The organism is Mycobacterium sp. 1081908.1, assembly GCF_001673535.1.
Taxonomy (GTDB): Bacteria; Actinomycetota; Actinomycetes; order Mycobacteriales; family Mycobacteriaceae; genus Mycobacterium.
This window is the reverse complement of the sequence record NZ_LZLY01000158.1, coordinates 1-23,726: the sequence shown is the minus strand read 5'-3', so window position 1 is coordinate 23,726 and position 23,726 is coordinate 1. Positions and strand designations below refer to the sequence as shown.

21 protein-coding genes and 1 pseudogene are annotated in these 23,726 nt (G+C 64.1%); 8 read left to right on the top strand and 14 right to left on the bottom strand.

Annotated elements, in window-relative coordinates; genetic code table 11:
* Positions 1 to 41: 41 nt before the first annotated feature.
* Positions 42 to 1,379 (top strand): hypothetical protein, encoded by a 1,338-nt coding sequence (locus tag A5655_RS25645; RefSeq protein ID WP_231999276.1) that lies wholly within the window; start codon positions 42 to 44, stop codon positions 1,377 to 1,379.
* Here A5655_RS25645 and A5655_RS25640 read toward each other — a convergent pair.
* The 4 genes from A5655_RS25640 to A5655_RS25625 all read right to left on the bottom strand — a co-directional run bounded on the left by A5655_RS25640 (position 1,332) and on the right by A5655_RS25625 (position 5,613).
* Positions 1,332 to 2,315 carry a glycosyltransferase family 2 protein gene (locus A5655_RS25640; RefSeq protein ID WP_067015498.1) on the bottom strand — a complete coding sequence of 328 codons (984 nt, stop codon included), beginning with the start codon at positions 2,313 to 2,315 and terminating at the stop codon, positions 1,332 to 1,334. The two genes, A5655_RS25645 and A5655_RS25640, sit on opposite strands and share 48 nt — an antisense overlap.
* A 15-nt stretch (positions 2,316 to 2,330) precedes the next feature.
* Complete coding sequence (locus tag A5655_RS25635; RefSeq protein WP_067015633.1) at positions 2,331 to 3,095, bottom strand: GAP family protein; 765 nt, start codon at positions 3,093 to 3,095, stop codon at positions 2,331 to 2,333.
* A 458-nt stretch (positions 3,096 to 3,553) separates the two neighbouring features.
* The gene (locus A5655_RS25630; protein WP_067015495.1) at positions 3,554 to 4,651 is read right to left on the bottom strand and encodes a glycosyltransferase family 1 protein; all 1,098 of its coding nucleotides are present in this window, start codon (positions 4,649 to 4,651) and stop codon (positions 3,554 to 3,556) included.
* Entirely contained in the window at positions 4,651 to 5,613 is a 963-nt protein-coding gene (locus A5655_RS25625) for a GDP-mannose 4,6-dehydratase (protein ID WP_067015492.1), read from the bottom strand. The genes A5655_RS25630 and A5655_RS25625 overlap by 1 nt, the downstream gene beginning before the upstream one ends.
* A 431-nt stretch (positions 5,614 to 6,044) precedes the next feature.
* Between A5655_RS25625 and gmd the strand changes: the two genes are divergently transcribed.
* The 4 genes from gmd to A5655_RS25605 are packed head-to-tail and all read left to right on the top strand — an operon-like array spanning position 6,045 to position 9,497.
* Positions 6,045 to 7,067, top strand: a complete 1,023-nt coding sequence (gene gmd, locus A5655_RS25620; RefSeq protein ID WP_067015489.1) for a GDP-mannose 4,6-dehydratase — start codon at positions 6,045 to 6,047, stop codon at positions 7,065 to 7,067.
* The gene (locus A5655_RS25615) at positions 7,064 to 8,032 is read left to right on the top strand and encodes a GDP-L-fucose synthase (protein ID WP_067015486.1); all 969 of its coding nucleotides are present in this window, start codon (positions 7,064 to 7,066) and stop codon (positions 8,030 to 8,032) included. Before gmd ends, A5655_RS25615 begins: the two co-directional genes overlap by 4 nt.
* Entirely contained in the window at positions 8,029 to 8,760 is a 732-nt protein-coding gene (locus A5655_RS25610; protein ID WP_067015483.1) for an FkbM family methyltransferase, read from the top strand. Before A5655_RS25615 ends, A5655_RS25610 begins: the two co-directional genes overlap by 4 nt.
* Positions 8,761 to 8,765: 5 nt before the next feature.
* Positions 8,766 to 9,497 (top strand): glycosyltransferase family 2 protein, encoded by a 732-nt coding sequence (locus A5655_RS25605; RefSeq protein ID WP_067015479.1) that lies wholly within the window; start codon positions 8,766 to 8,768, stop codon positions 9,495 to 9,497.
* A gap of 21 nt (positions 9,498 to 9,518) precedes the next feature.
* On the opposite strand, the gene A5655_RS25600 is transcribed toward A5655_RS25605, so the two are convergent.
* Positions 9,519 to 10,466 (bottom strand): methyltransferase type 11, encoded by a 948-nt coding sequence (locus A5655_RS25600; protein ID WP_231999274.1) that lies wholly within the window; start codon positions 10,464 to 10,466, stop codon positions 9,519 to 9,521.
* A 322-nt stretch (positions 10,467 to 10,788) separates the two neighbouring features.
* Between A5655_RS25600 and A5655_RS25595 the strand changes: the two genes are divergently transcribed.
* A complete protein-coding gene (locus tag A5655_RS25595; RefSeq protein WP_197508801.1) occupies positions 10,789 to 11,436 on the top strand; it encodes an FkbM family methyltransferase in 648 nt (215 codons plus the stop codon).
* On the opposite strand, the gene A5655_RS25590 is transcribed toward A5655_RS25595, so the two are convergent.
* From A5655_RS25590 to A5655_RS25580, 3 genes are all read right to left on the bottom strand, one after another.
* Complete coding sequence (locus A5655_RS25590) at positions 11,421 to 12,377, bottom strand: UDP-glucuronic acid decarboxylase family protein (protein ID WP_067015476.1); 957 nt, start codon at positions 12,375 to 12,377, stop codon at positions 11,421 to 11,423. The genes A5655_RS25595 and A5655_RS25590 overlap by 16 nt on opposite strands.
* Before the next feature lie 16 nt (positions 12,378 to 12,393).
* Positions 12,394 to 13,710, bottom strand: a complete 1,317-nt coding sequence (locus tag A5655_RS25585; RefSeq protein WP_067015624.1) for a UDP-glucose/GDP-mannose dehydrogenase family protein — start codon at positions 13,708 to 13,710, stop codon at positions 12,394 to 12,396.
* Between the two features lie 405 nt (positions 13,711 to 14,115).
* A complete protein-coding gene (locus tag A5655_RS25580; protein WP_067015473.1) occupies positions 14,116 to 14,808 on the bottom strand; it encodes an FkbM family methyltransferase in 693 nt (230 codons plus the stop codon).
* A gap of 344 nt (positions 14,809 to 15,152) precedes the next feature.
* Here A5655_RS25580 and A5655_RS29055 point away from each other — a divergent pair.
* Both A5655_RS29055 and A5655_RS25575 read left to right on the top strand, forming a co-directional pair.
* Positions 15,153 to 15,316, top strand: a pseudogene (locus A5655_RS29055) (GDP-L-fucose synthase); the annotation flags it as partial.
* Positions 15,307 to 16,158 (top strand): hypothetical protein, encoded by an 852-nt coding sequence (locus tag A5655_RS25575; protein WP_156765037.1) that lies wholly within the window; start codon positions 15,307 to 15,309, stop codon positions 16,156 to 16,158. The pseudogene A5655_RS29055 and the gene A5655_RS25575, both read left to right, overlap by 10 nt.
* A gap of 162 nt (positions 16,159 to 16,320) precedes the next feature.
* Here A5655_RS25575 and A5655_RS25570 read toward each other — a convergent pair whose 3' ends face one another.
* The 6 genes from A5655_RS25570 to A5655_RS25545 all read right to left on the bottom strand — a co-directional run.
* Positions 16,321 to 17,133 carry a Gfo/Idh/MocA family protein gene (locus A5655_RS25570; RefSeq protein ID WP_197508799.1) on the bottom strand — a complete coding sequence of 271 codons (813 nt, stop codon included), beginning with the start codon at positions 17,131 to 17,133 and terminating at the stop codon, positions 16,321 to 16,323.
* Between the two features lie 47 nt (positions 17,134 to 17,180).
* Positions 17,181 to 18,260 (bottom strand): NAD-dependent epimerase/dehydratase family protein, encoded by a 1,080-nt coding sequence (locus A5655_RS25565; protein WP_067015464.1) that lies wholly within the window; start codon positions 18,258 to 18,260, stop codon positions 17,181 to 17,183.
* Positions 18,261 to 18,275: 15 nt separating this feature from the next.
* Complete coding sequence (locus A5655_RS25560; RefSeq protein ID WP_197508798.1) at positions 18,276 to 19,628, bottom strand: class I SAM-dependent methyltransferase; 1,353 nt, start codon at positions 19,626 to 19,628, stop codon at positions 18,276 to 18,278.
* 11 nt (positions 19,629 to 19,639) lie between these two features.
* On the bottom strand, positions 19,640 to 21,172 hold the full coding sequence (locus tag A5655_RS25555; protein WP_067015459.1) for a hypothetical protein: 1,533 nt from the start codon (positions 21,170 to 21,172) through the stop codon (positions 19,640 to 19,642).
* Positions 21,169 to 22,632, bottom strand: a complete 1,464-nt coding sequence (locus A5655_RS25550) for a glycosyltransferase (RefSeq protein ID WP_067015457.1) — start codon at positions 22,630 to 22,632, stop codon at positions 21,169 to 21,171. Before A5655_RS25550 ends, A5655_RS25555 begins: the two co-directional genes overlap by 4 nt.
* A 26-nt stretch (positions 22,633 to 22,658) precedes the next feature.
* On the bottom strand, positions 22,659 to 23,726 hold a 1,068-nt coding region (locus A5655_RS25545), incomplete at its 5' end, for an NAD(P)-dependent oxidoreductase (RefSeq protein ID WP_231999273.1).

Below are 23,726 nucleotides of genomic sequence, written 5' to 3'. Positions count from 1 at the left end.
AGCGCTCCGCCCCTGGTGGCGAATAAACTACCGTGTACGCGGTGGACAATCGACTCGCACACATGGACCAGGCGTCGTTCCTTGGTCTGCGGGCGCTTGGCTACGGGGCGCACGTGCAGTTCAACTGGGTTTACAACCGCCCCGCAAACATCGACGGTTTGCGCCGGTTTCACCGAAATCTCGGATACGGGTTGCTGGGGCGGCTGGTCGAGCCCTCCCCGCTGCCCTTCGCGCGTGACCGGTGGGTCGTCTCCCGGGGGCCCGAAGACATCGATATCGCCGAAACACCGCGCCCCCGCGCGGATCTGAACGCGTGGCTCCACGAGCGGGCGTGCCTGCCCCTGGATCCCGAATACGGACCCGGCTGGCACATCGGCGTCCTCCCCCTCGATGACGGGGGGACCGCGGTTTGCCTGACGACGTCGCACACCCTCGTCGACGGGCTCGGCATCCTGCAGGCGATCTCGGACGCGGCGACGGGACGGACGCGCCACCTGGGCTACCCGCACCGCGGTTCGCGCCGCCGCGGGCGGGCCGCGCTGCGGGACGCCCGGCAAACGATCGCGTCGGCTCCCGAGCTGGCACGGGCGGTGGCGGCCACGGTGCGCATCGCCCGGCACCGGCGCAAGGACGTCGTCGCCTCGATGACGTCGTCACCGCCTTCGCCGCGCAGGGCTGCCCACGACCCGCCCGTCGCGGTGCCCTATCTGACGGCCTACGTCGACGTGGCTTCCTGGGACGCGTGCGCGAAAGGCATTGGCGGAAACAGCTTCACGCTACTGGCTGGATTCGCGGGCAGGCTCGGCGCGCGAATGGGGCGCGTCTGCGACGACGGGACGGTCACGCTGGCGTTCCCGGTCAGCGACCGCACCGAGGACGACACCCGTGGCAATGCGGTGGTGTTCCCCACCATTTCCGTCGACCCGGCGCACCTGTCCTCCGACCTCGGCGAGGTCCGGCTCAAGTTCAAGCAGGCGTTCGCCGACCTGACGGAGATCACCGCGGAGCTGCTGGGGCCGCTTCCGCTGGCATCGCTGGCGCCGAAATGGGCCGCGCGGCGCGCGGCGGGGATGGGATTGGGCGCCGCCAGCCTTCCGATCGGGTGCTCCAACGTCGGGGACATGCCCCCCGCGACGAACCGCCCGGACGGAACCGAGGCCGACTACACCTCCGGGCGGCTGATCGAACCGGGCATCAACCGGCGCGCCCTCGAACGCATGGGTGGCCAGCTGTTCGTCGCTTCGGGGCGGGTGCACGGAAAGATCTTCCTGGCGGTCAACGCCTACCTGGGCGGCCGGACGAACTCCCAAACCGCGCTGCGCGAGGACGTCTCACGCACGTTGGACGAATTCGGCCTGGCCGCGGAGATCCACGGCTAGCGCGCGAGCGCGGGAAAACTCGCGAAAAGGCGCCCCCGCCAAGGTCTTCAGATGCGACGCGCGCTGCGGCCCGAAGGCCGCGATCTCCACGACCAGCGCCAGCCACGCGGGAAACCACCAGAGTCGTGCGAGGATTCGGATCGAGCGAGGCGACGCCGGATCGACGGCCAGCCAACTGAGAATGCGCAGCTGATCGAGCAGGTAGCCGCGGGACTTCATCAGGTGCGTGGTTTCGGTCCCCTTCATGTGGCTGCGCACCGACAGTTCCCGTGGCACAAAGCAAACGGTCGATCGCAGCATCAGGCGCAACCAGAACTCCACGTCGACGAGCTGGTAGATGTCGGTGCGCAGGCCGCCCGCGTCGAGTGCCAGCTGGCGCCGAAACATCACGCAGGTCGGTTCGCCCACCCAGTTTTCCTTCGCGCCGCGCAGCGCGACCTGGCGCACCAGCGAGGGGCCGTCGTTGCGTTCGCGCAGGTTACGGAAGTGCGAGTGCATCTTGCCGTATCGGCGCTGCCACCGCTCGTCGTCGCCCACCACCTGCCGGGGCGCGAACGCGAGCCCGACCGCCGGGTCCTCGAAGCAGCGCGCGAGCGTCGCCAGGGCGCCGGGAAGCAGCCAGTCGTCGCCGTGCACGAACTGGACGCAGGTGCCGCGCGCCAGCTCCAGGCATTTGTTGTGGTTCCCGTTGAGGCCGAGGCGGGGCCGGTTCTTGACCAGCCGGTCCCCGGGCCGCAGCAGCGCGGCGGCGACGGCGGCGCCGTCGTCCGAGGAATCGTCGTCGGCGACGATGATCTCGAACTCGACACCGTCCTGGTCCAGGATGCTGCGCAGGCAACGTTCGATGGTGGCGGCGTTGTTGTACATCGGCACACACACCGAGACCTGCGGGTTCACCGGCGGATCGTCAGCCTGGCCGGGATTCACCGATGCGATGCCCTTAGTCCGCTATCAGAGAGCGGCGATACCCTGCGTCACCCATGCGACCCCCCCAATGCCGAGTATGGCTTGGGTGATCTTCATACGGTAAGTCAGCAGCCAGGTCTGGATCTTCAGCATCAGCGCCAAAGTCTTCTCAGGCATTACCAAGTAGCTGACCAGGGGAATCTCGACGACCGCAAGCACCATAAACGTGAACACGATGAAGACGGAGAACTGGGTGAAGATGCCCGTGCCCGAGGCCATGATGAAGGTAAGCAAAATCACACCCTCGTAGGGGGGGAAAGTCGATGCCGCGCCGACCACAAACGCCGGCCAGAGCGCATCGCCGCTCAGCATCTCGTGGGTGCGCGCGCCGAGGCGCGCGAATCTGCTCTTCGGGCGCTCGTCCTCCACCAGGACTGCAGTGTTGCCGCCGCCAATAGTCGGCGGCCCCACAGCGACCCGAGCCGCCGCCCGTTCGCGGGCCAACATGACCGCCAGAATCACCAGCGAGAGCACGCCGACGGTGATCATGAGGCGTGCGCCGGAGAAGATGACGACCGCTGACCTGACCTCCGCAATAGCGGAAGAGGCGGCTCGAATGGCCGCCAACGCGACGTCGCGCAGGCCTAGCAACACAATTGTCGCGATGGCGACACCCGATGCGATGCCGCCCAGCCAGAAAGCGAACAGGTTCAGCATGGGGCGCCGTCGGGACACCATCACGACGGCAAGCCCCAGCCGCACGGGATCGATCGCCATCCCCAAGCCGGCTACCACCAGTAAGGCCCACATCATTGAGGACGCTACCTTGCAGTCGCGTATCCCGTGGCGTTACCGGCGAATTCGTTCGTTCCGCTCCTGACGGGTTCTGCGCGGTTGGGCCGCGACGACCGGGCGCAGGCGATGTGATCTACGACTCGGTCGACGTCGCCTCTGGGTATCGCTCTTGGCCGATCGGGTCGCGCCAGATTCGGGGATATGCGATACGGAAATATGCGTAGAACTTGATGCGGATGGATGGCCGTTCGATTCCGAGCTGCCATCTGCGGCCGGGGAGTGCCCGCCCCTTTCGCCGCCGCCAAGATTGCAGGTCAATGAAGGTGAAATAGGAGTTTCCGAGCCTGCCGGTCCTCAAGATCCCCCCTGCGCGTTGCCAATCAGGATGAGGGCTGAACCGTAGCACGCAGCGCCGGTAAGCCGGCGCGAAAATCACGGACGAGCGGCCCGCCCGCTCGAGGTTGTGGCTGCCCTCAGCTGAGACTGCGATAGATCCGGGCCGTCTCGGTCGCGCACTTTTCCCAGGAGAACGCGGTGAGCCGCGCGTAACCCCGCGTCCGCAGTTCCGTCTGCAATCCTTCGGTCGTCGCAACGCGCTCCAGTGTCGCCCGCAACTGCTCGACGTCGTCCGGCTCGAAATATAAGCCGGCGTCCCCGACCACCTCGGGGATCGAGCCCGCATTACTACACACGACCGGGCAGCCGTGGCTCATCGCTTCGAGCGGAGGAATGCCGAAGCCCTCATACCTCGACGGATATACGAATGCCGCTGCTTCCCGATAGCGTGCTGCCAGCTCCCCGTCGGACCCGGATTCGAAGCGCACCCTACCGGCGATGCCGAGCCGGGCGAGTTCCTCTTCCTCCTCGGGCAGTGGCGGATTTCCACCGAAGGCGATGAGCTCGAAGTCCCGCAGCACCGCAGAGCTCGCGTACGCCCGCAAGACAGTCGTGAAGTTCTTGTATCCCCTGCGATGTCCCACGTAGAGGAGCGTGGACCGGGGTTTACCGCCGTCCGCCTCCGTCATGCCCGTCTCAGTCGTCATCGAGTAGCCAAGGTGCACAACACTTGTCCGTGCAGGATCGACACCGAGAAGGCGCACGAGGTCGCGCCGCGTCGTCTCCGAAATGCAGATCACGTGATCGGCCCGATCGACCGCGGCGCGCTTGGCGGCGGTGACCTGTTCGGCGTCGGGAAACTCGTCGGCGAAAAGCTCGTAGATCATGTCGTAGACCGTCACCACCCGGCGCCGGCCCTTACCGACCGGCTTCGTGGCGAAATAGGTCTCGTGCACGATGTCCGGGTCGATTCCTCGCCACGCCACTGGCACGGCGAAACGGTTCACCACGTCGACGACGCGCGCGATGCTTTTGGACGTGTAAGGCACATATCTGCCCCGAACGGTCGCACGCGCCGGTTCCACCGCCAGATAGCTGTTGATGTACAGCGGCGCGATGATAGACACGTCCGACACGGTGTCACTCGGTAGGCGACTGGCCAGCTCGAAGAAGTACCGGGAAACGCCGCCATAGCGCTGCTGCGCGAAGATCTGGTGGTCGAACGCGACTTTCACTAGCCCTCAGCCCGCGCCGACTCGGCCTCGACCATGGCCTTGACCACGTCGCGCATTGTGTAAGTCGCCGACCAGCCGAGGGTGTTGCGTGCCCTAGAGGCATCGCCTAACCCTTCGGCAAGATCCGAAGGGCGCCGGAGTCCCACCGAAAGATCCGTGTGCTCACGCCAATCGAGGCCGACCGCGGCGAAGGCGGTCGCCGCGAACTCCTCCAGGGTGTGGCTCTCCCCCGTCGCGATCACAAAATCCGATCCGGTGGGCTGTTGAAGCATGCGCCACATCGCGTCAACGTATTCTGGGGCCCACCCCCAATCCCGCTTGATCGCAATGTTGCCCAGGGTGAGGCGCGAGCGCTCGCCCCTGGCGATGCGGACGGCCGCCGCCACGATCTTCTTCGTCACGAAGCGCTCGGGACGCAGCGGGGATTCGTGATTGAACAAGAGTCCGGTGCTCGCGTGCAGCCCGTAGGCGACTCGGTAGTTCGCGACCAGCCAGTGAGCCGACGCCTTGGCCACCGCATAGGGGCTGCAGGGGCGGAACGGTGTGTCCTCGTTGGCCGCGAGTCCGCCGGTGTCTCCGAAACATTCGCTCGACCCCGCGTTGTAGAACCGGATCGGCTTGTCCAGAAAGCGAATCGCTTCGAGCAGATTGACCGTGCCCACGGCGATGCTCTCGAGCGTCTCGACCGGCTGCTCGAATGACAGGCCGACGGAGCTCTGCCCGGCCACGTTGTAGATCTCGTCGGGGTCGGTCCTGCGGAGCACGTTCAGCACGCTGCGAAAATCATTGGTCGCCATGGACTCCAGCTGCACGCGATCACGGACTCCGAGTCGGACCAGGTTTGGGAATCCACCGACCTGCGCGTCGCGCGAGGTGCCAAATACTTCGTATCCCTTGTCCAGCAGGAGCTGCGCCAAATAGGCGCCATCCTGGCCCGAAATGCCGCAAATGAGGGCTCTCATTTCCTCTCCTCACCCGCTTCGGCGTCCCGCGGTGAGTGCGGCGATCTGTGTAAGGTACTACCCTTCATCGGCCCCGATCAGCATCTCGAGGTCGGCGCAGGTTGGACACGGTAAAGAACCTCCCAGGAGTCTTCTGCACATCCGCCGGCAGGAAAACCAGAACGATGACAACCTACGCCACGGCCACCGCGATGGGGGGCGCTCCCGAGCCCACGCCCTAAATATCACCACAAGGCCGCCAACTGCGCTTATGGCAGCAACGCATTCCTACCACCGCGGGCAACAACATGATCCACGACACCTAGCCGGTCGGACGAGCATGGCCGTTGCTCAACGTCTGGCTGCCCTCGACATCTACTATGAGGCGACAGTGAGCCGTCGTTATGGCACAACGAGGAGCGAGACGCCACCATGGGACGCGTGGGGATCCGATGAAGCGAGCCCTGATAACCGGAATCACCGGGCAGGACGGTTCCTATCTGGCGGAACTGCTGCTCAGCAAGGGCTATGAGGTCCACGGGCTGATACGCCGAGCCTCCACGTTCAACACGTCCCGGATCGATCACCTCTATGTCGATCCGCACGACCCCAATGCGCGCTTGTTCCTGCATTACGGGGACCTCATTGATGGAACCCGCCTGGTTACGTTGCTCAGCACCATCGAACCCGACGAGGTGTACAACCTCGCGGCGCAGTCGCACGTGCGCGTCAGCTTCGACGAACCCGTGCATACGGGCGACACAACCGGCATGGGATCCATGCGACTGCTCGAAGCCGTCCGGCTTTCCAAGGTGCACTGCCGCTTCTATCAGGCGTCCTCGTCGGAGATGTTCGGCGCGTCGCCGCCACCGCAGAACGAACTGACGCCGTTCTATCCGCGCTCGCCGTACGGCGCGGCGAAGGTCTACTCGTACTGGGCAACCCGCAACTACCGGGAAGCGTACGGTTTGTTCGCGGTCAACGGCATCTTGTTCAACCACGAATCCCCAAGGCGCGGTGAGACGTTCGTGACCCGCAAGATCACCCGGGCCGTGGCCCGCATCAAGGCGGGTGTTCAGTCCGAGCTGTTCATGGGCAATTTGGATGCGGTCCGCGACTGGGGATACGCGCCGGAGTACGTCGAAGGCATGTGGCGGATGCTGCAGGCGCCCGAGCCGGAGGACTTCGTACTTGCGACGGGGCGCGGCTACACCGTGCGCGAGTTCGCCCAGGAGGCATTCGAGCATGCCGGACTGGATTGGGAGAAGCACATCAAGTTCGACGAGCGCTACCTGCGGCCCACTGAGGTGGACGCGCTGATCGGCGATGCGTCGAAGGCCGCCGAGACGCTCGGCTGGACCGCGTCGGTGCACACCGGCGATCTGGCGCGGCTCATGGTGGACGCCGATATCGCGGCGCTGGAGTGCGAGGGCAAGCCCTGGATCGACAAGCCGACGCTCGCCGGTCGGACATGAGCGCGGACGCGCAAATCGGCGAGCTCGACCGCACGGCTCCGGTGTACATCGCCGGGCACCGCGGGCTGGTCGGGTCGGCCCTGTTACGCAATTTTCAGGCGGCGGGGTTCACCAATCTCCTGGTGCGATCCCGTGCCGAACTCGACCTGACCGATCGCGCCGCGACCTTCGACTTCATCCACCAGTCGCGGCCCCAGGTCGTCATCGACGCCGCGGCCAGGGTCGGCGGCATCATGGCCAACAGCACCTACCCCGCCGACTTCCTGTCGGAAAACCTGCAGATTCAGGTGAACCTGCTCGACGCCGCCGTGGCGGCGCGCGTGCCCCGGCTGCTGTTCCTCGGGTCCTCTTGCATCTACCCGAAATACAGCCCGCAGCCCATCACCGAGAGCGCCCTGCTCACCGGTCCGCTGGAGCCGACGAACGACGCCTACGCGATCGCCAAGATCGCCGGCATCCTTCAGGTGCAGGCGGTCCGGCGCCAATACGGCCTGCCGTGGATCTCGGCGATGCCCACCAACCTGTACGGGCCGAGTGACAACTTCTCCCCGTCCGGCTCGCATCTGCTCCCGGCGCTGATCCAGAGGTATGAAGAGGCCAAAGCCAGCGGCGCACCGGAGGTGACGAACTGGGGTACGGGCACTCCACGGCGCGAGTTGCTGCACGTCGACGACCTGGCGAGCGCGTGTCTGTACCTGCTGGAACACTTCGACGGGCCGACTCAGGTGAACGTGGGCACCGGCGTGGACCACACCATCAGCGAGATCGCCGGCATGGTCGCCGCCGCGGTGGGTTACACCGGCGAAACCCGCTGGGACCCAACCAAGCCCGACGGCACACCGCGCAAACTGCTCGACGTTTCGGTGTTGCGGGACACGGGATGGCGGCCCACCATCGCGCTGCGCGACGGCATCGAGGCAACCGTCGCGTGGTATCGCGAGAACGCCGCCACGGTAAGGAAATGAAGCTTTCGCAGCGTGCTCGCGACATCGTGCGTCGCGCCGGCATCGAGGTGTCGCGCTACCACCCCGAACTGGACTGGAAGCGAAATTTCATGCATCAGCTCGAGGCGCAGCGCGTGGACGTCGTTCTCGACGTCGGTGCCAACTCGGGGCAATACGCCGCCGGTCTCCGTGCGGCGGGCTTCGAGGGCCGCATGGTTTCCTTCGAACCGTTGGCCGGGCCGTTTTCGGTGTTGGAGGGGAAAACACAGACCGATCCGCGCTGGGAGTGCCGGCGCTGCGCGCTGGGTGACGCCGACGGCACCATCTCGATCAATGTCGCGGGCAACGCCGGCGAGAGCAGCTCGGTGTTGCCGATGCTGAAAAGCCATCAGGACGCCTTCCCTCCGGCGAATTACGTTGGCACCGAAGATGTCCCAGTGCACCGACTGGATTCACTCGCGCCGGAGCTCCTGCGGGGATCGGAGGCGGTTTTCCTGAAGATCGACGTGCAGGGGTTCGAGAAGCAGGTGCTCGCCGGTGCCGAGTCGACGGTGCGGGACCGCTGCGTGGGCATGCAACTGGAGCTGTCCTTCCTGCCCCTGTACGAGGGCGGGTTGCTCATCCGCGAGGCCCTCGACATCGCCTATTCGTTGGGCTTCACACTGACCGGGTTGTCACCCTGCTTCACCGACATGCGCAACGGCCGAACGTTGCAGGCCGACGGCATCTTCTTCCGGGCGAAAGACTGATCGGAATGCCTGCCGCACATCAGTTTTCGATCATCGTCCCCACCTTCAACGTGGCGACCACCCTGCCCGCATGCCTCGACAGCATCACCGGCCAGACCTGCGACGACTACGAGCTGGTCCTGGTCGACGGCGGGTCGACGGACGGAACTCCCGACATCGCGAGCGGCTACGCCCCGGCCCTGGGCGGGCGCCTGGTCATTCACAGCGGTCCCGATCGGGGCGCCTACGATGCGATGAACTACGGCGTCGAGCTGGCCTCGGGGGGGTGGTTGCTCTTCCTGGGCGCCGACGACAGCCTCTACGCGGTGGACACCCTGGCCAAGGTGGCCGCGTTCATCGGCGACCACGAGCCCAGCGACCTGGTCTACGGCGACGTGATGCTGCGCTCGAAGTCGTCGCGCTACGCCGGCGCCTTCGACCTCGATCGGCTGCTGTTCGAGCAGAACATCTGCCACCAGGCGATCTTCTACCGCCGCGAACTCTTCGCCGGCATCGGGCCGTACAACCTGCGCTACCCGCTGTGGGCCGACTGGGACTTCAACATCCGCTGCTTCTCCAACCCGGCGCTGGTCACCCGGTACATGGACGTCGTCGTCGCCGACTACAACGACATGTCCGGGCTCAGCAAGCGGGAGGACGAGGAGTTCAAGAAGCTGCTGCCGCGGTTCATCGGGGCATCGGCCAAGGAGATGATTCGCCGAAAGCTGCCCTCGCGGCGAAAAGCCGTCGGCCGCTGACGTATTCGCGCTACGAACGGCTCAGTGATCCCGGCCCCGCGGCGTCGCCCTCCGGACTAGCAGCTTGAGCGCCGAAGCGGCGTTATTCAGGGGATGCCGCAAGGCCGCCGAATGAGCGGCCGCCCGGATCCTTGCCTCGAGCCCGTCCATGTCAGAGCTCGCCATCACGGTCGCCGGGTGGCTCAACGGCAGCTCCAGCTCCGCGGCGTCGAGCGAAGAATAGATACTGTCCCCTTGTGAATGCGTAGCCTCAGCGTGAAATCCAATGTTCCGTACCAGGTTCCGGGCGGGAGCAACGCAGAGGCCCGAGTTCGCCCAGATGCTGTAAACCCATGGGTAGTCCCATGTATCGACGTTGCCGTCGTAAAAGCTTTGGAAGGCGCACTCCCAGTGGTAGCGCTCGCTCTTATCCTGGAAGTACTGGTCGAAGAGCTTCCTGTCCCTGATTTCGGGCCAGTTCGTCATGTTGGGGTCGTATTTCGCCCAAGCTCGCCTCCAGGTGGCCCAACCCCACAGATGCGAATACCGCGTGAAGTAATAGCTCTCCGCCGTCCCGGCGCGTCCGAACAGATGGTTGTTTCCGGAGATCATCATCACGCGCTCGTCACTCTCGTAGCGATCGAGCAACTCGGCGCAGTATTCGAAAAATGAGGCGGAGGGCACGCAGTCGTCCTCGACGATGATCGCCCTCTCGACGAGCTCGAAGGCCCAGGTTAGGCCGGAGGAGACCCGGCGGCCGCAGCCCATGTTGGTCTCCGAGAAATTGCGGTGGACCTCGCAGTCCCAGTCGACTGCGTCGATGATCGCGCGCGTCGCGGCGCACTTTGCAGCCTCTCCAGGTCGATCCGCCCGGGGGCCGTCGGCGATCACGAGGAGCGTCCTCGGCTTCGCGGCCCTGATCGTCTCGAAGACCTGCCTAGTGGTGTCCGGCCTGTTGAAGATGATGAAGATAACCGGGATCGTCGTCACTGTCCCATCCTTGCCGCTACTCTGAGGAGAGTCAGCGAAATGCGGATTAATGCCCCCAAGAGGCCCTTTTCCTCGAAATGCGTGCTGACCCTATAGAGGTCGCCGAGAGGCCGTCAAGACCGCACGTTGCTTACCAACTGGAAAGCCCAGCCGCTCACAAGATCCCTGCGGCCGCAAGCGTGGACCGGCGCAAGAAACCTGACGCCACCGGCAGAACCCCGTTGTCAGGGATGTCCCCGGTAGGCTCCGACGCACCATGACAGACAAATTTGGATCACTGAGGCGGCCATTGCGTTCGTCGATAACGGCGATACGCGACAGGGTGGACAAGGCGAGCTTGGCCAAGGGTGTGCGCTCCTACTCCCAGGAAGGCGAGGACCGGATCCTCGACAGACTGTTGGCGTCGGCGCCGAAGGGCTTTTACGTCGATGTCGGCGCCCACCACCCAATCCGGTTCTCCAACACCTTCCTGTTCTACCGCCGCGGATGGCGCGGTGTGAACATCGACGCCATGCCCGGCTCCATGCGTCTGTTCGACAAGTATCGATCGCGTGATACGAACATCGAGGCCGGCATCGGGCTTGAGACGGCCACGATTCCGTTTTACGTGTTCAACGAGCCGGCACTCAATTCGTTCGATCGAGAGCTGGCGGAGAGCCGCAATGTCGCCCCTTGGAAGATCACGAAGGTCATCGATGTTCGCGTGTCGCCGCTCAGCGAAGCGCTGCGCGGTCGCCTGCCCAGCGAAAATATGCCGTCCTTCTTGACGGTCGACGTCGAAGGCCGGGACCTAGAGGCCCTCAAATCCAACGATTGGTCGACCTTTCGACCGACCTATGTCCTCGCGGAATCCGTCGGCATGACCATGGAGGAGGCGATCCAGGGACCCGTGTCGTCCTTCATGGCATCCGTCGGATACGACGTTATCGCGAAGACCGCCAACACGGTGTTCTATCAGCTCGAGGAGTAGCCCAACGCGCCCTTGAAAAACTCGATCGTCCGCGCGCCCCCCTGTTCGAACGAGAATCGTGGACGCCAGCCGAGCCTGGACTCGGCCAGGCCGATGTCCGGCTTGCGCCTGCGCGGGTCGTCCGGCCGCACGGCCAGAAACACGGTCTCCGAGGCGGATCCGGTCATCTCCTTGATGATGCTCGCGACCTCCAGCACGGTGAGTTCGGCCGGACTGCCGAGGTTGACCGGCCCGGTGAACGAGGGGTCGCTCGCTGCCATTCGCACCAGCCCGTCCACCAGGTCGTCGACGTAGCAGAAGCAACGGGTCTGGGTGCCGTCGCCGAAAATCGTGATCGGTTCGCCCCGGAGCGCCTGGACGATGAAGGTGGAGATGATCCGGCCGTCTTCGGGATCCATCCGCGGGCCGTAGGTGTTGAAGATGCGGACGACCTTGATTCGTACGCCGTAGCAACGCGCGTACTCGAGCATCAGCGTCTCCGCGACCCGCTTGCCCTCTTCGTAGCAGCTGCGTACGCCGAAGCAGTTGACGTTGCCCCAGTAACCCTCGGGCTGGGGATGGATCATCGGGTCCCCGTAGACCTCGCTGGTCGAGGACTGGAGCATCGTCGCGCCCTTCCCGCGCGCCAGTTCGAGCAGGTTGCGCACCCCGACGTAGTTGGTCTCGAGGGTGAAGAGGGGGTCGCGCTGGTAGGTGAGCGGCGATGCGGGGCAGGCCATGTTGAAGATGACATCCAGGGCGCCCGCCGCCCTCGCGTCTAGCGGCCGGGTGATGTCGTGCTCGAAGAAATCGAAGCCCGGGTCATCCTCGAGGTGCCTGATGTTCTCGCGCGTGCCCGTGGCGAAGCTGTCCAGCCCGAGAACTTCGAAGCCGTCGCGGCGAAGACGATCACAGAGGTGGGATCCCAGGAAGCCGGCGGCGCCGGCGACGAGGGCTCTCATCGATCCTCCTAAGTTTTTAGTTCCGGCCCATGCCGTAGTACTCAAAGCCCTCGGCCCGCAGGCGCTTTGGGTCGTAGATGTTGCGGCCGTCGAACACGACGTAGCCTCGCATCACCGACTTGAGGCGCGGCCACGACGGCCGCTGGAACTGTTTCCACTCGGTGACCAGCAGCAGCGCGTCGGCGTCCTCGGCGGCCTCGTACATGTTGCCGGCGTATTCGATCGAATCGCCGAGCGCCTTTTTTGCCTGCTCGGTCGCTTCGGGGTCGAAGGCGCGCACGGTCGCCCCGAGTTCGACCAGCTTGCTGGCGATCACGATGGACGGCGCCTCGCGCATGTCGTCGGTCTGGGGCTTGAAGCTCAGGCCCCAGAGCGCGAAGCGCAGGCCCTCCAGGCTCGTCGCCGGCGACTGGCCGCCGAAATGGGCGACGATTTTCGAGACCAGGGTGGCTTTTTGCCCGCGGTTCACGCCGTCGACCGCGCGCAGCAGGCCCATGTCCGCGCCCAGGCTGGCGCCGGTGTGGATAAGCGCCCGAACGTCTTTCGGCAAGCACGAGCCGCCGTAGCCGACCCCGGGAAACAGGAATTCGTACCGAATGCGCCGGTCCGCACCGATCGCCTCCCGCACTGCCGAAATGTCGGCGCCGGCCTTCTCGCACAGGTTCGAGATCTCGTTGATGAACGAAATCTTGGTCGCGAGGAAGCAGTTGGCCGCGTATTTGGTCATCTCGGCGCTTCTGATGTCCATGGTGATCAAGGGATTGAAGGTGCGCAGATACGGCTCGTAGACCTCGCGCATGATCTCGAGGGCGCGTTTCGAGTCGCCGCCGATCACCACGCGGTCGGGCTTCATGAAGTCGGCGATCGCGGTGCCCTCTTTGAGGAACTCGGGGTTGGAGACGATGTCGAATTCGTGCTTGGCCTTTTTGGCGATGATCGCTCGAACCTCGTCGGACGTGCCGACCGGGACGGTCGACTTGTCGACCACGACCTTGTAGCGATCCAGGTACGACCCGATGTCATCCGCCACGGAATAGACGTAGGAGAGATCGGCCTCGCCGGTTTCGCTCATGGGCGTCGCGACGGCGATGAATATCACGTCGCCGTGCTCGACCCCGCGGCGCGTGTCGGTCGTGAAGTCGATCAACCCGCTCTCCCGGTTCCGGGCGATCAGCTCCGTCAGGCCGGGCTCGAAGATCGGCACCCCTCCGGCGAGCAGCAGGTCGATCTTGGCCTGATCGATATCCACGCAGACGACGTCGTTGCCGCTGTCGGCGAGGCACGCGCCCGTAACGAGGCCAACGTAGCCACATCCGATGACCGAAACCTTCAAGATGACCCCCTTGTGTCCCGAACGGTCGCCGCCCATATTGCCGCAAGCGCGCGAGCTCCATGCGCGATTGGCATCAAATGAGCTGGCAGTTGCGGAAGCCCCACTCCCGCTTCGCAGTTTGGGAGCACTGACGGCGCGTTTGCGGTTGTAGCTGTCCGGTTTGCGCTGGCCGCGGTGGAGCAGGTCGATGGGTCCACCCCGCTCTAACCCTTCACACCCAAAGCCCCTTCAGCAATCGGTTTCCGCTGTGAGGAGCTGTCCGGCCGACGCCTGCCAGGGGGAGCCTTTGCGGGCTTGCCAGGCTCGTTTCGCTGCGTCCCAAAGCAACTCAGGGTTGCCTGTGAGAACGATTCGCGGCCGGCGGCACTTCAGACGAAGTTTAGGCTGATGACTTCGTTATCCACCTCACCACGGCTTGGGCGGGGACGCCTGGCTATCCTGATAGAACGACGTGTTCACTGTTTTCGCCATGTATCGGTAGCCCACCGACGCCATGAACACCGAGACTGGGCATTCGACCGCTTCGTCGATCGTCAAATTAAACGTCTCAGCCAGCACGTACCGTGGACGGAACGCTGTCCAGTCGTTGGATTGCAGCACTTCCAAGTCAAGGCCCTCGACATCGACGTTCAGAACCGATGGATAGTCCATGCCGGGCGGCGGTAGGTGGTCGCGTATCAGATCGCTGAGCGGCGACACCTGAACGTCAACGACTTCCTTGATTCGGTGAGGGCCTTCGGCGTCACGGGATTTGGAGAGTTCCTGGTCGAACGAATTCACGGCGGGATCGCTGAACACGTAGAACGGGATGGTGCCGGGGACCAGTCCGACACCGGATTCGATGTTGATGTCTCGCGGCCGGTACTTCCTGAACAGGCGCATAGAGCCCGGCGCGGCGTCTATGTTCACGCCCCGCCAGCCCTTGCGGTACAGCAAATATGTATTAGAGAAACGCATCGGATGGTGGGCGCCCACGTCGACGTAGAAGCCTTTCTCTTCACTTGGGAACAAAAGGCTGGTCAAGACTTGATCTTCGCCATCCTGGGCGAAGCAGGGCCGGTTGAACAGGGTGGTCGGCCTTCGCCTAACAATGAACATGGCGGTACACCGTACATGCTCGCGGGCAACTTGCCGATACGAACGACATCAGGGTTGCAAGCGTGGCTCGGCACAGGTGAGGCTGCGCGGCATCCACGAGCTGCGGGTAGACCCCGACACCGTCCTTGTCCGCGACCGGCCATCGCTTGCTATCGGTCATCATGATGAGCATGCTCCACACGAAGACGACCGACGGTAACCACCCGCCGCCGAGCCCTCGACGTCTACAATGAAGCGACGGTGACCCCGGCGCCGTAGCAAACAGCACGGAATGAGACCGCTGCGACGATGCGACGCCGGACAAGCGTCAGGGGGTCACCGCTATGGTCGTGGCACCGGTAAGTTGCACCGGTGAAACGTCCTGGGATCCAAAGAAACCGGATGGGACACCACGCAAGCTGGTGGATGTTTCGGCTTGGCGCGAGGCGGGATGGGTGCCAAAGCCCCGAAAGCCGGCATCCGGGCCACGGCGGGCTGGTATCGCGCGGATGGGGTCGGATGTCCTTGAAAATATTGATTATTCACAACGAGGAACGGGAACGGCTGAATTACCTGGTTCCTCGAGCCGAAGGTCTCACTAAAGCCTTTCAATCGGCCGCAGGGCCTTGTGCGCTCGAGCTCATCGGTCCCGAGGAGCGTGGACGGAAAGAGAACTTGGTGCCCAACACCTTGAGCAACCGATTGAAGAGGGCGAGAGACGCTGCTCGGCTGTTTGCGGAGGTCGAACGAAGCACACCCGCGCCGAACGGACAGGCGCGAAAAATGAATATCCGCCTGACGAAGTTTATAGAAATGATCAAGTATAAAAGGCCGATAACCATCGAGCAGGATGTCATGACCGGACATGCTGAATGTTGGAAGAGAGTCGCCGAGGGACGCGGCTCCGGCATCGTCATGGAAAGTGACACTGTTTTTCGTGAAGATTCCACTGCCAAGCTCATCAATTTGACTGCGTGGCTCAAGGAAGACGGGCGCGATGAGAAGCCGTTCTACATTGATCTAGCGGCAGGCTGTGACAGGCATCAAATACTCAACGCGTGGTGCTTTGAGGAAAAATATGGCTGCAAGCAGCTCAATATCGAAGGCTTCGAGGATACCACTGTCTTTCTTCTCCCGGAGCTCACGAACAACACCGGCTGTGCTTACTACATAAACGCGAAATTCGCCCAAAGACTTTACGCATGGTACAAGAATCATCGGCCAATGATGACCGCGGATTGGACGACCATGCTTTGGGCGGCGGTTGATAAGAAGAACCTTGACGAAATAACCTGCATTCATTCCGAGCCTCCCATCCTCGTTCATGGCTCGGCTACGGGTGCTTACCAGCCCTGGGCAGCAGAGCTGTAACCATGGTCGCGGCGGTGCGGGTCAGTCGTCCTGCACCGATCTGACCGTCCGGTAGCGGCGTGCGGTGCGGACGAATTCCTTGATGGTCCAACCGGTTTGGTGCTCAATCCAGTGCCTTGGCCTCGGTGCGCACGGCATCCCGTGCACATCACCTCACTGCAGTCACGATCTCCGGTGTTCGATCATTACCAGTCGACCATCATTCCGAGCGGATTCTTCCGCGGCAGCGATCGCCCGGACGATCGCAACTTCGCTTTCAAGCCCAGTCGTGTCCAGCGTTCCCGCACCCAACGCGCCGATGAACGCCCGAAGTTCGCCCGTCAGGGGCGGTTCTTCGCCATAGGCGGGGTGCGACGTACCTCCGGAATCGTGCAGCGAAAGCTTGCGGTCGGCGGTGTCGTCGAAGGTGAGCGCGTTCTGCGCGCCGACGATTGTCATGCGGTGACGCTTCACCGGCGAGATCCAGCTGGCGTTCGCGAAGAACGGGACGCCGTCGACCACGAACCTGGCGATCGCCGCATCGAACCGCGACGGTTCGCCGACGCCCCAGGCCTGCGCGACCGCGGGATTTGCCCCAAACAGCGCCTGCGCCATGGAAAGACCGTGCGGAAGCCAGTCCCACAACACCGACGAGTCGGTTCGCCGCTGGTGATTCATCCCCTCCCAGAACACGGCCCGCACGATGCCGACTTCGGGCAGAAGTTTCTTCGCGGCTTGAAACGCCGGGTTGTGCAACTGCACGTGCCCCACCACAACGGGGGCGCCGGAACGCGACGCCGCCTCGCGGACGCGGATCGCGTCGGCGACCGTGGTCGCCATCGGCTTTTCGACGAACGTCGGCACGCCCGCCTCGATGAACGGGACCGCGACTTCCGCGTGAGTCGCCGACGGTGTCGCGATCAGAACCCCATCGGGCTGCTGCCGGAGAATGAGATCGAGATTCTTCGACTCGTCGATCACCTCCACGTCGCGCATCGTCGCCAGCGTGCGGACGATGTTGGTGCCCCATTTTCCGCGGCCGACTACGGCGACTCGCATGCGCCCTTCCGGTAAGACGGCTGGTCTTTGGCCCAGTCGACGAATCGCGCGAGCCCGTCTTCCACGTCCACCTGCGGCTGATAGTCCAGCTGCTCGTGGGCTTTGGTGAGGTCCGGGCAGCGCCGCTGGGGCTCGCCGGCCGGGTAGGAGTCGGGGTAGTCGATGCGCTGAAATGTCGAGCCCGGGACGAGCTTTCCGTACAGTTCGGCCAGGTTGAGCATCGAGATTTCGTTCGCGGCGTTGCCGATGTTGTAGGGCTCGCCGGGGTGACCCCTGAGCAGGACCTTCAAAAACCCGGTGATCGCGTCCGTGATGTAGCAGAACGTCCGCGTCTGCAGCCCGTCCCCGTGCACCGGAATCGCCTCGCCGTTCAGCGCCTGGTAGGTGAACATGGGAACGACGCGGCGATCGTTGTGCTTCATCCCGGGCCCGAACACGTTGAACGGTCGGACGATCGTCACCGGTAGGTCGTACTTCTGGTGATAGACCGTCGCGATCGTTTCCGCCAGTCGTTTGGACTCGTCGTAGCACGCCCGGGGGCCGACGCTCGAGACGTGACCGTGGTACGTCTCGGGGGTAGGGACGAAGCGGGGATCGGGGTCGCCGTAGATTTCGCTCGAACTGAAGAACAGGAAACCTTCCAGCCCTGGGTTTTTGCGTCCCAGGTTGAGCAAATTCTCGATGCCCGACACGGCGCTCTCGATGGTTTCGAGCGGATACTTCATGTAATAGACCGGCGAGGCCAGCCCGGCCGCGTGCATGATGAAATGGATGTCTTCGCGCACGGGCAGCGGATAGGTGACGTCGGCCCACACCTCGGCGATGTTCTCGTCGCGCTCGGCGGTGCTGGGGTCGCCGGTGATGAAGTTGTCGACCGAGAGCACCCGCACGGGCTCTTCGAGGATTGTGTCGTTGAGCCGCTTGAACACCCGGAGAAAGTGCTTGCCGAGGAAACCCGCACCGCCACTTAGCAGTACGGTTTTTCCCGACAAGCGATGGGCGTCGGCACCGAGCCCCTGGATGATCGCCTCGGTGTCGCGGCGGACGATGAAATGTTCAGGCATACAAGGAACCTTCTGCTAGGTGAGATCTGTGGGAGGGATGGGCTTCAAGTAGCGGTACGCGCCGTCGGTCTTCTTCTTGATGTCCTCGATGTATTCGTATGCGAAGACGACGAGCACGTCGGGCTTGTGTTCGTCCAGGTGGCTCTTGGGGACGATCGGGATGTGCGTGCCCGGGGTGAACTTGTTCTGCTTCAGGGGGCTGTCGTCGACGGTGAACGGGATTTCGCTGGGCCCGATCTTGCCGTAGTTGCAGATCGTCGCCACCCGCGCCGGCGAACCGTAACCGGCGATCTGCAGACCGGCTTGCCGGTATTCCGCCAGGCGATCTTTGAACGCGGCCATCTGAATGTCCACGTTGCGCCGGAACTCGTTCAAGGTGTCCAGCGTCAAATCCTCCTCCTCGCGCGCGAGGAATCGGACCGTTGCATCGGAGGGGGTTTGCCGGCCCTCTCGTTGCACGAACACCTGCAATGAGCCGCCGTGCGGCGTGATCTCGCGCACGTCGGCGATGAACATGCCGTGCGCGGCGAACAACTTCGCGAGCGATGTGAGGGAGTAGTAGAAAATCCGGTCCAGATAGAACCGCTCGAACTGCGTCGTGGCCAAAATGGATCCGATGTATTCGACCTCGACGATGAACGTGCCGTCATCGGTGAGCAGTCGCTTCACGGTCTCGATGAATCCGCTCGGGTCCTCGAGGTGGGTGAAGACGCTGCTGGCGACGATGACGTCGGCCTTTCCATGGGACGCTTCGATCGCCTCGGCGGCCGCCATGTCGAAGAAGGCCGTCATCGTTTCGAGGCCCTCGTCGTTGGCGATCTTCGACACGTTGATCGATGGCTCGACGCCGAGCGCTTTGACGCCCAACTTCTGCAGCGGCCGCAGCAGCACCCCGTCGTTGGAGCCGACATCGACCACAAAATTTGCCGACGAGAGTTTTTGGGCCAGGTCCTCGAAATGGCTCACGAGGGCGCGGTTGACCGAGGAGAGATAGTAGTAGTCCTCGAACATCCTCTCGCGCGAGATGACCGTGCCGAGTTGGACGTTCTTGCACGTCGGGCAGAAGAACACCTGCAACGGAAAGAATTCCTCCGCGGCAAATTGAGCTTCCGTGGGGTATTTATTCGCGAGCGGTTGCTGTCCAAGGTTGAGAAACTCGACGGCGGCGGGTTCGCCGCACAATCGACATTCCATTGTCGTAGTTGGCGATGCGGGCATATTCAGCTCCTGTTTGCCTCGTTTTGCGAATCGATCCCACTGCAATGCGTGCGGGCGGTGTTCGTCCGTTGGATGATGATCGTCTCCATGACAAGGTCGTAGGGATAGTACGTTACTGGCCGGCTTGTGGGTCGCCATCGCGATGGCCACCGAAGCCGAAATCACCTGCTCGGCAGCCCCCGTCGTGCTGCGACCGCGAAGAATAGGCTCACCCCCAGTGCCAGCAGTGCCGGGCCGGCCGCGAGTGTGAGACGGACCGCGGTCGCGGTGCCACCGGCCAGCGAGCCTTTGAGCCACATGTGGCCGCGGGCCGCGTCGTTGCGGGCGTCGGCGGGCCGGAATTCGTGCGGCAGGATCGCCCTGATGTCGGGGTCGCCCAGCAGCGTGGCCAGCCGCTGGGGAGATGGATAGGTGAGGTCGAACATGTGGCGGTGCCCGCCATTTCCCTTGAGATCGAGGGCATTTCGGGTGGCGAGGTAGGTCTGGACGTCGACCTCCTGTTGGTGTGCCGATTCGCCCCACCCGATGGCACCGACCACCGACACCCAGCCCAGTGCCCCGACACCGGTGGTGACGGCGAACACCCAGGTGACGACGGCCGGCTTCGCGTATCGGCCGAACCGCGCGACCCGAGCCCCGTCCAGGAGCGAGAGCATCGCCATGAGCGCCACGGGATAGACGAACAGGACGATGTCGAGATACCGCACCGCGACGGAGGCGCCGCGGCCGTACGCGAGAAGCACGAGCTGGATGCAGAGCCAGCCGCTGATCGCGACAGCGACCCAGGCCCGATCGGAGATGACCGGGCGGCGCTTCAGCGTGTACAGACAGAACCAGACCATCGGAACCAATCCGACGATCGACTGGCCGCCGACCAGCAGCAGGCCCTGGATAAACGTCCACGGGGTGGTGCTCATCGGACGCGCGGACGATGTTGCCCACACGATCATCGCCACGGCGATCGCCGCGAGCACGGCAACGCCGGCGAACTCGCGACCGCCCCGCTTCCTGGCGTTGGTCGCCAACTGCACGCTCACGATCGCGCCGGCCGCGAGAACGGTGGCCACCCCGGTCGCGAACGAGAAGTAGCTGAGCACCGCCGCGGCCGCCCCGCAAAACCAGCGCGCCGAGAACGGCCGCGCGGAGGCGAAGGCGACCAGAGCCGCGATGCCGAAGAACAGCGCGAGGTACACCTGGCTCTGAAAACCCGACAGCGTGTTCTCGTAACCGATCGGAAGCGCAAACAGGATTGCCGTGAAGCATGCGAGCAGCAAGCGTCGTCGCACCGTCACCAGGCGCATCAGCAGCGCCGCGAGCCAGGTGATCGCCGCGGTGTGCACGATCGCGCCGAAAATCATTTCGAGCCGCGTGTTCCACTCGCCGGCCAGCTCGAGGTGCAGCAGCGCGAGCAGGCGAAAGACGAAGATCCGGTGTTCGTTGTGCGGGGCGAAGAGATTCGCGACCGAAAGCGTGCCCTTCAGGTACGGCGAATAAAGAAACGCCGCCTCGCCGTCCCATTGGTCGAAGAAGGGCATCGGCGACGCGAGGGCCGAGATGGTGACGAGCTTGGCGCCCAACACCGTACAGGCGACCGCTGCCAGCAAGGCGATCGTGGTTTTCCGTCCCGCCGGTGCATCGCCGGAGGCGCCGGCCGACTCGGTGGCCTCCGTTACCTCGGCCGAACTCGCTTTCACGCTCGGGCCTTTCCGTGCCGCCGTAGCAGTCGAACCGCTGCCAGTGACGCCATCCCGCCGCCCGTCCACTGCAAAAGCGGGCGCCGCATGGCCAATCCGTACCAGTGCAGGTACGCGGGCAACCAGCCGACCAGATCGAACTTGCTGGTGCCCGCGGTTCGGTCATCCCAGCTGCTGGGGACTTCGTCGATCCGATAGCCGAGCAGGTGCGCCTTGGTCGTGAGCTCGAGCCCCACCTCGAAGCCGCGCCCACTCTCCACCGGAACCTCCTGGAGGAAGCGGCGGCTGTAGGCGCGGAAGTTCGTGGTCGCGTCGTGCGTCGGTAGGCGGCCCACGTAATGCAGGCTGAGCCCCGCGGTCCGCGACATCAGCGTCTTCAACCGGGGCCCGCCGCGCTGCGTGCCGCCGGGCATGTACCGCGACCCGCTGACCACATCGGCGCCCTCTTCGCGAATCTTGGCCACCATCAACGGAATTACGGACGGCGGATCCGACAGGTCGGCCATGCTGGTGACGACCACGTCGCCGCGCGCGGCCGCGAAGCCGGCGATCAACGCGTTCGCCACACCCTTACCGAGCGAGTTGCGAACCAGCCGCACGCTTTCGGGCCGGTCGGGCATGGCGTCCAGCGCCGGCAGCGTGCTGTCCTCGTCGAAGTCGTAGCAGACGAGCAGTTCGTGCGGGGTGTCCGCCAGCGCCTCGGTGAGCCGCCTGACGCACACCTGAATGTTTTCGCCCTCGTTGTAGACCGGGATGACCACACTCGCCAAACGCTGATCGCCGCCGTCGGGCGCCGGCTTGCGGGCGCGAATTACGAACTGCTTGCCCAGGATTCGCCACGCCGGCCGGGAGCGCAGAAACAGGCGCACCAGAATCGGCGCCTGCGGCAACGGCGAAGACGACGTGTACGGCAAGAACCTGTCGTAGCTTTCGGCGATCTCGAAGTCGCAGGACGCCAGCAGCTCGGTCAGCGAGCGATCGCTGATCGGCACGATGTGATCCCAGAAATCCCAATAGTCGCCGGGGACGAAGCGGATGTTCGGCCCCATCGCGATGAGATGCCCGCCCGGCTTGAGCACCCGGCGGGCCGCGGCGATGGTCCGCTCGACTTGTTCCTTGCTTCGCAGGTGTTCCAGCAGGTTGCTGGTGAAGACGACGTCTACCGATCCCTCCGGGAGAAAGTCGAGGTCGTCGGCTCGACCCTGGTGAAACTCGACCCCGGGGTCCAGCATGCCCGCGCTGTCCGGGTTCACATCGACGCCGATCCGGCGCGCGGCGTGCACGTGGTTCAGGAACTCCCCGTAGCCACAGCCAAGGTCGACCACCGTGTCGCTGCGCCGGATCCACGCCTGGAAAAAGTCCTGGACCAGCACCGCCCAGATGGCCGACCGCGACTCCAGGGCGTGACCGAACCGATTGCGGTAGAGCTGTTGAACGTCGGGTTTACCCGCGATGCGCATGGCGTTCAGGTGACAAACGGGGCACGTCAGATCGTCCCGCCCTCGACGGCGTTGACGACCCAGGGGATGACCTCGTCGAGCATCGAATCGAGAGTGGTGGCCGCCTCGAAGCCGAGCACCTCGGATGCCTTGTGGACATCGGGCGAGCGCAACTGAACGTCATGCTCGAACGGCGGATCGCTCTCGTACCGGAACGGGGTGTCGGGACGCATCTTCTTCCAGATCACTTCCGCCAGCTCCAACACCGTGGTGGCTTCGGGCGTCGAGAGGTTGAAGTCCCCGTTCAGCGCGGCCGGGTGCTCCATGCAGGTGCGGATGCCCCGGGCCAGGTCGCCGCCGTAGGTGTAGTGCCGGACCTGGGTGCCGTCGCCCAGGATGTGCAACGGGTCCTGACCCTTGGCGACCTTCTGGATTAGGTCCGGCACGACGTGGCTCATAGCGAGTTTGACATTGCCGCTTGGGATTTCGCGGCCACCGAGCGCCCGCTGTTCGCCGGTCCCCACGCAGTTGAAGGGGCGGATGATCGTGTACGGCAGGCCGTACTGCTCGTAGGCGCCGTGTGCGAAATACTCGCAGGCCAGCTTTTGAAAGCCGTAAGTGCTTGTCGGCGGCGGGCATTCGGTGATGTGCTTTTCCGGCGTCGGGAAAATGGTGGCGTTTTCGAACACCATCGACGAGCTGATCACGTTGATCTTCTTGAGCCAGCCTTTGCGATAGGCGTAGATGGCGGTATCGAAATGCGCGGCGGCGAGGCGTTCGTTCTCGGCCAGCAGGTCGTAGGCGTACTCGTGGAAATAGGTGATGCCGCCGATCCGGGCCGCGCTCGCCACCATCTGATCGCAGCCCTCGACGAGTTGGAACATCAGATCCAGGTCTTTGACATCGCCCTCGACGAAGTGGTAGCGCGGGTGATCGTCGTAGCTCTTCTTGACCTTGCCGTACTTCGAGTAGTTGTCGATGCCGACGACCTCATGGCCGGCACGCAGCAGCTCGTCGACCACGTATCCGTTGATGAATCCCGCGCTACCGGTTACCAGAACTTTCACTTGGCCGGTGTCCCGGTGCCGAGCGTCGCCAACGGGGTCCCGTTCTTC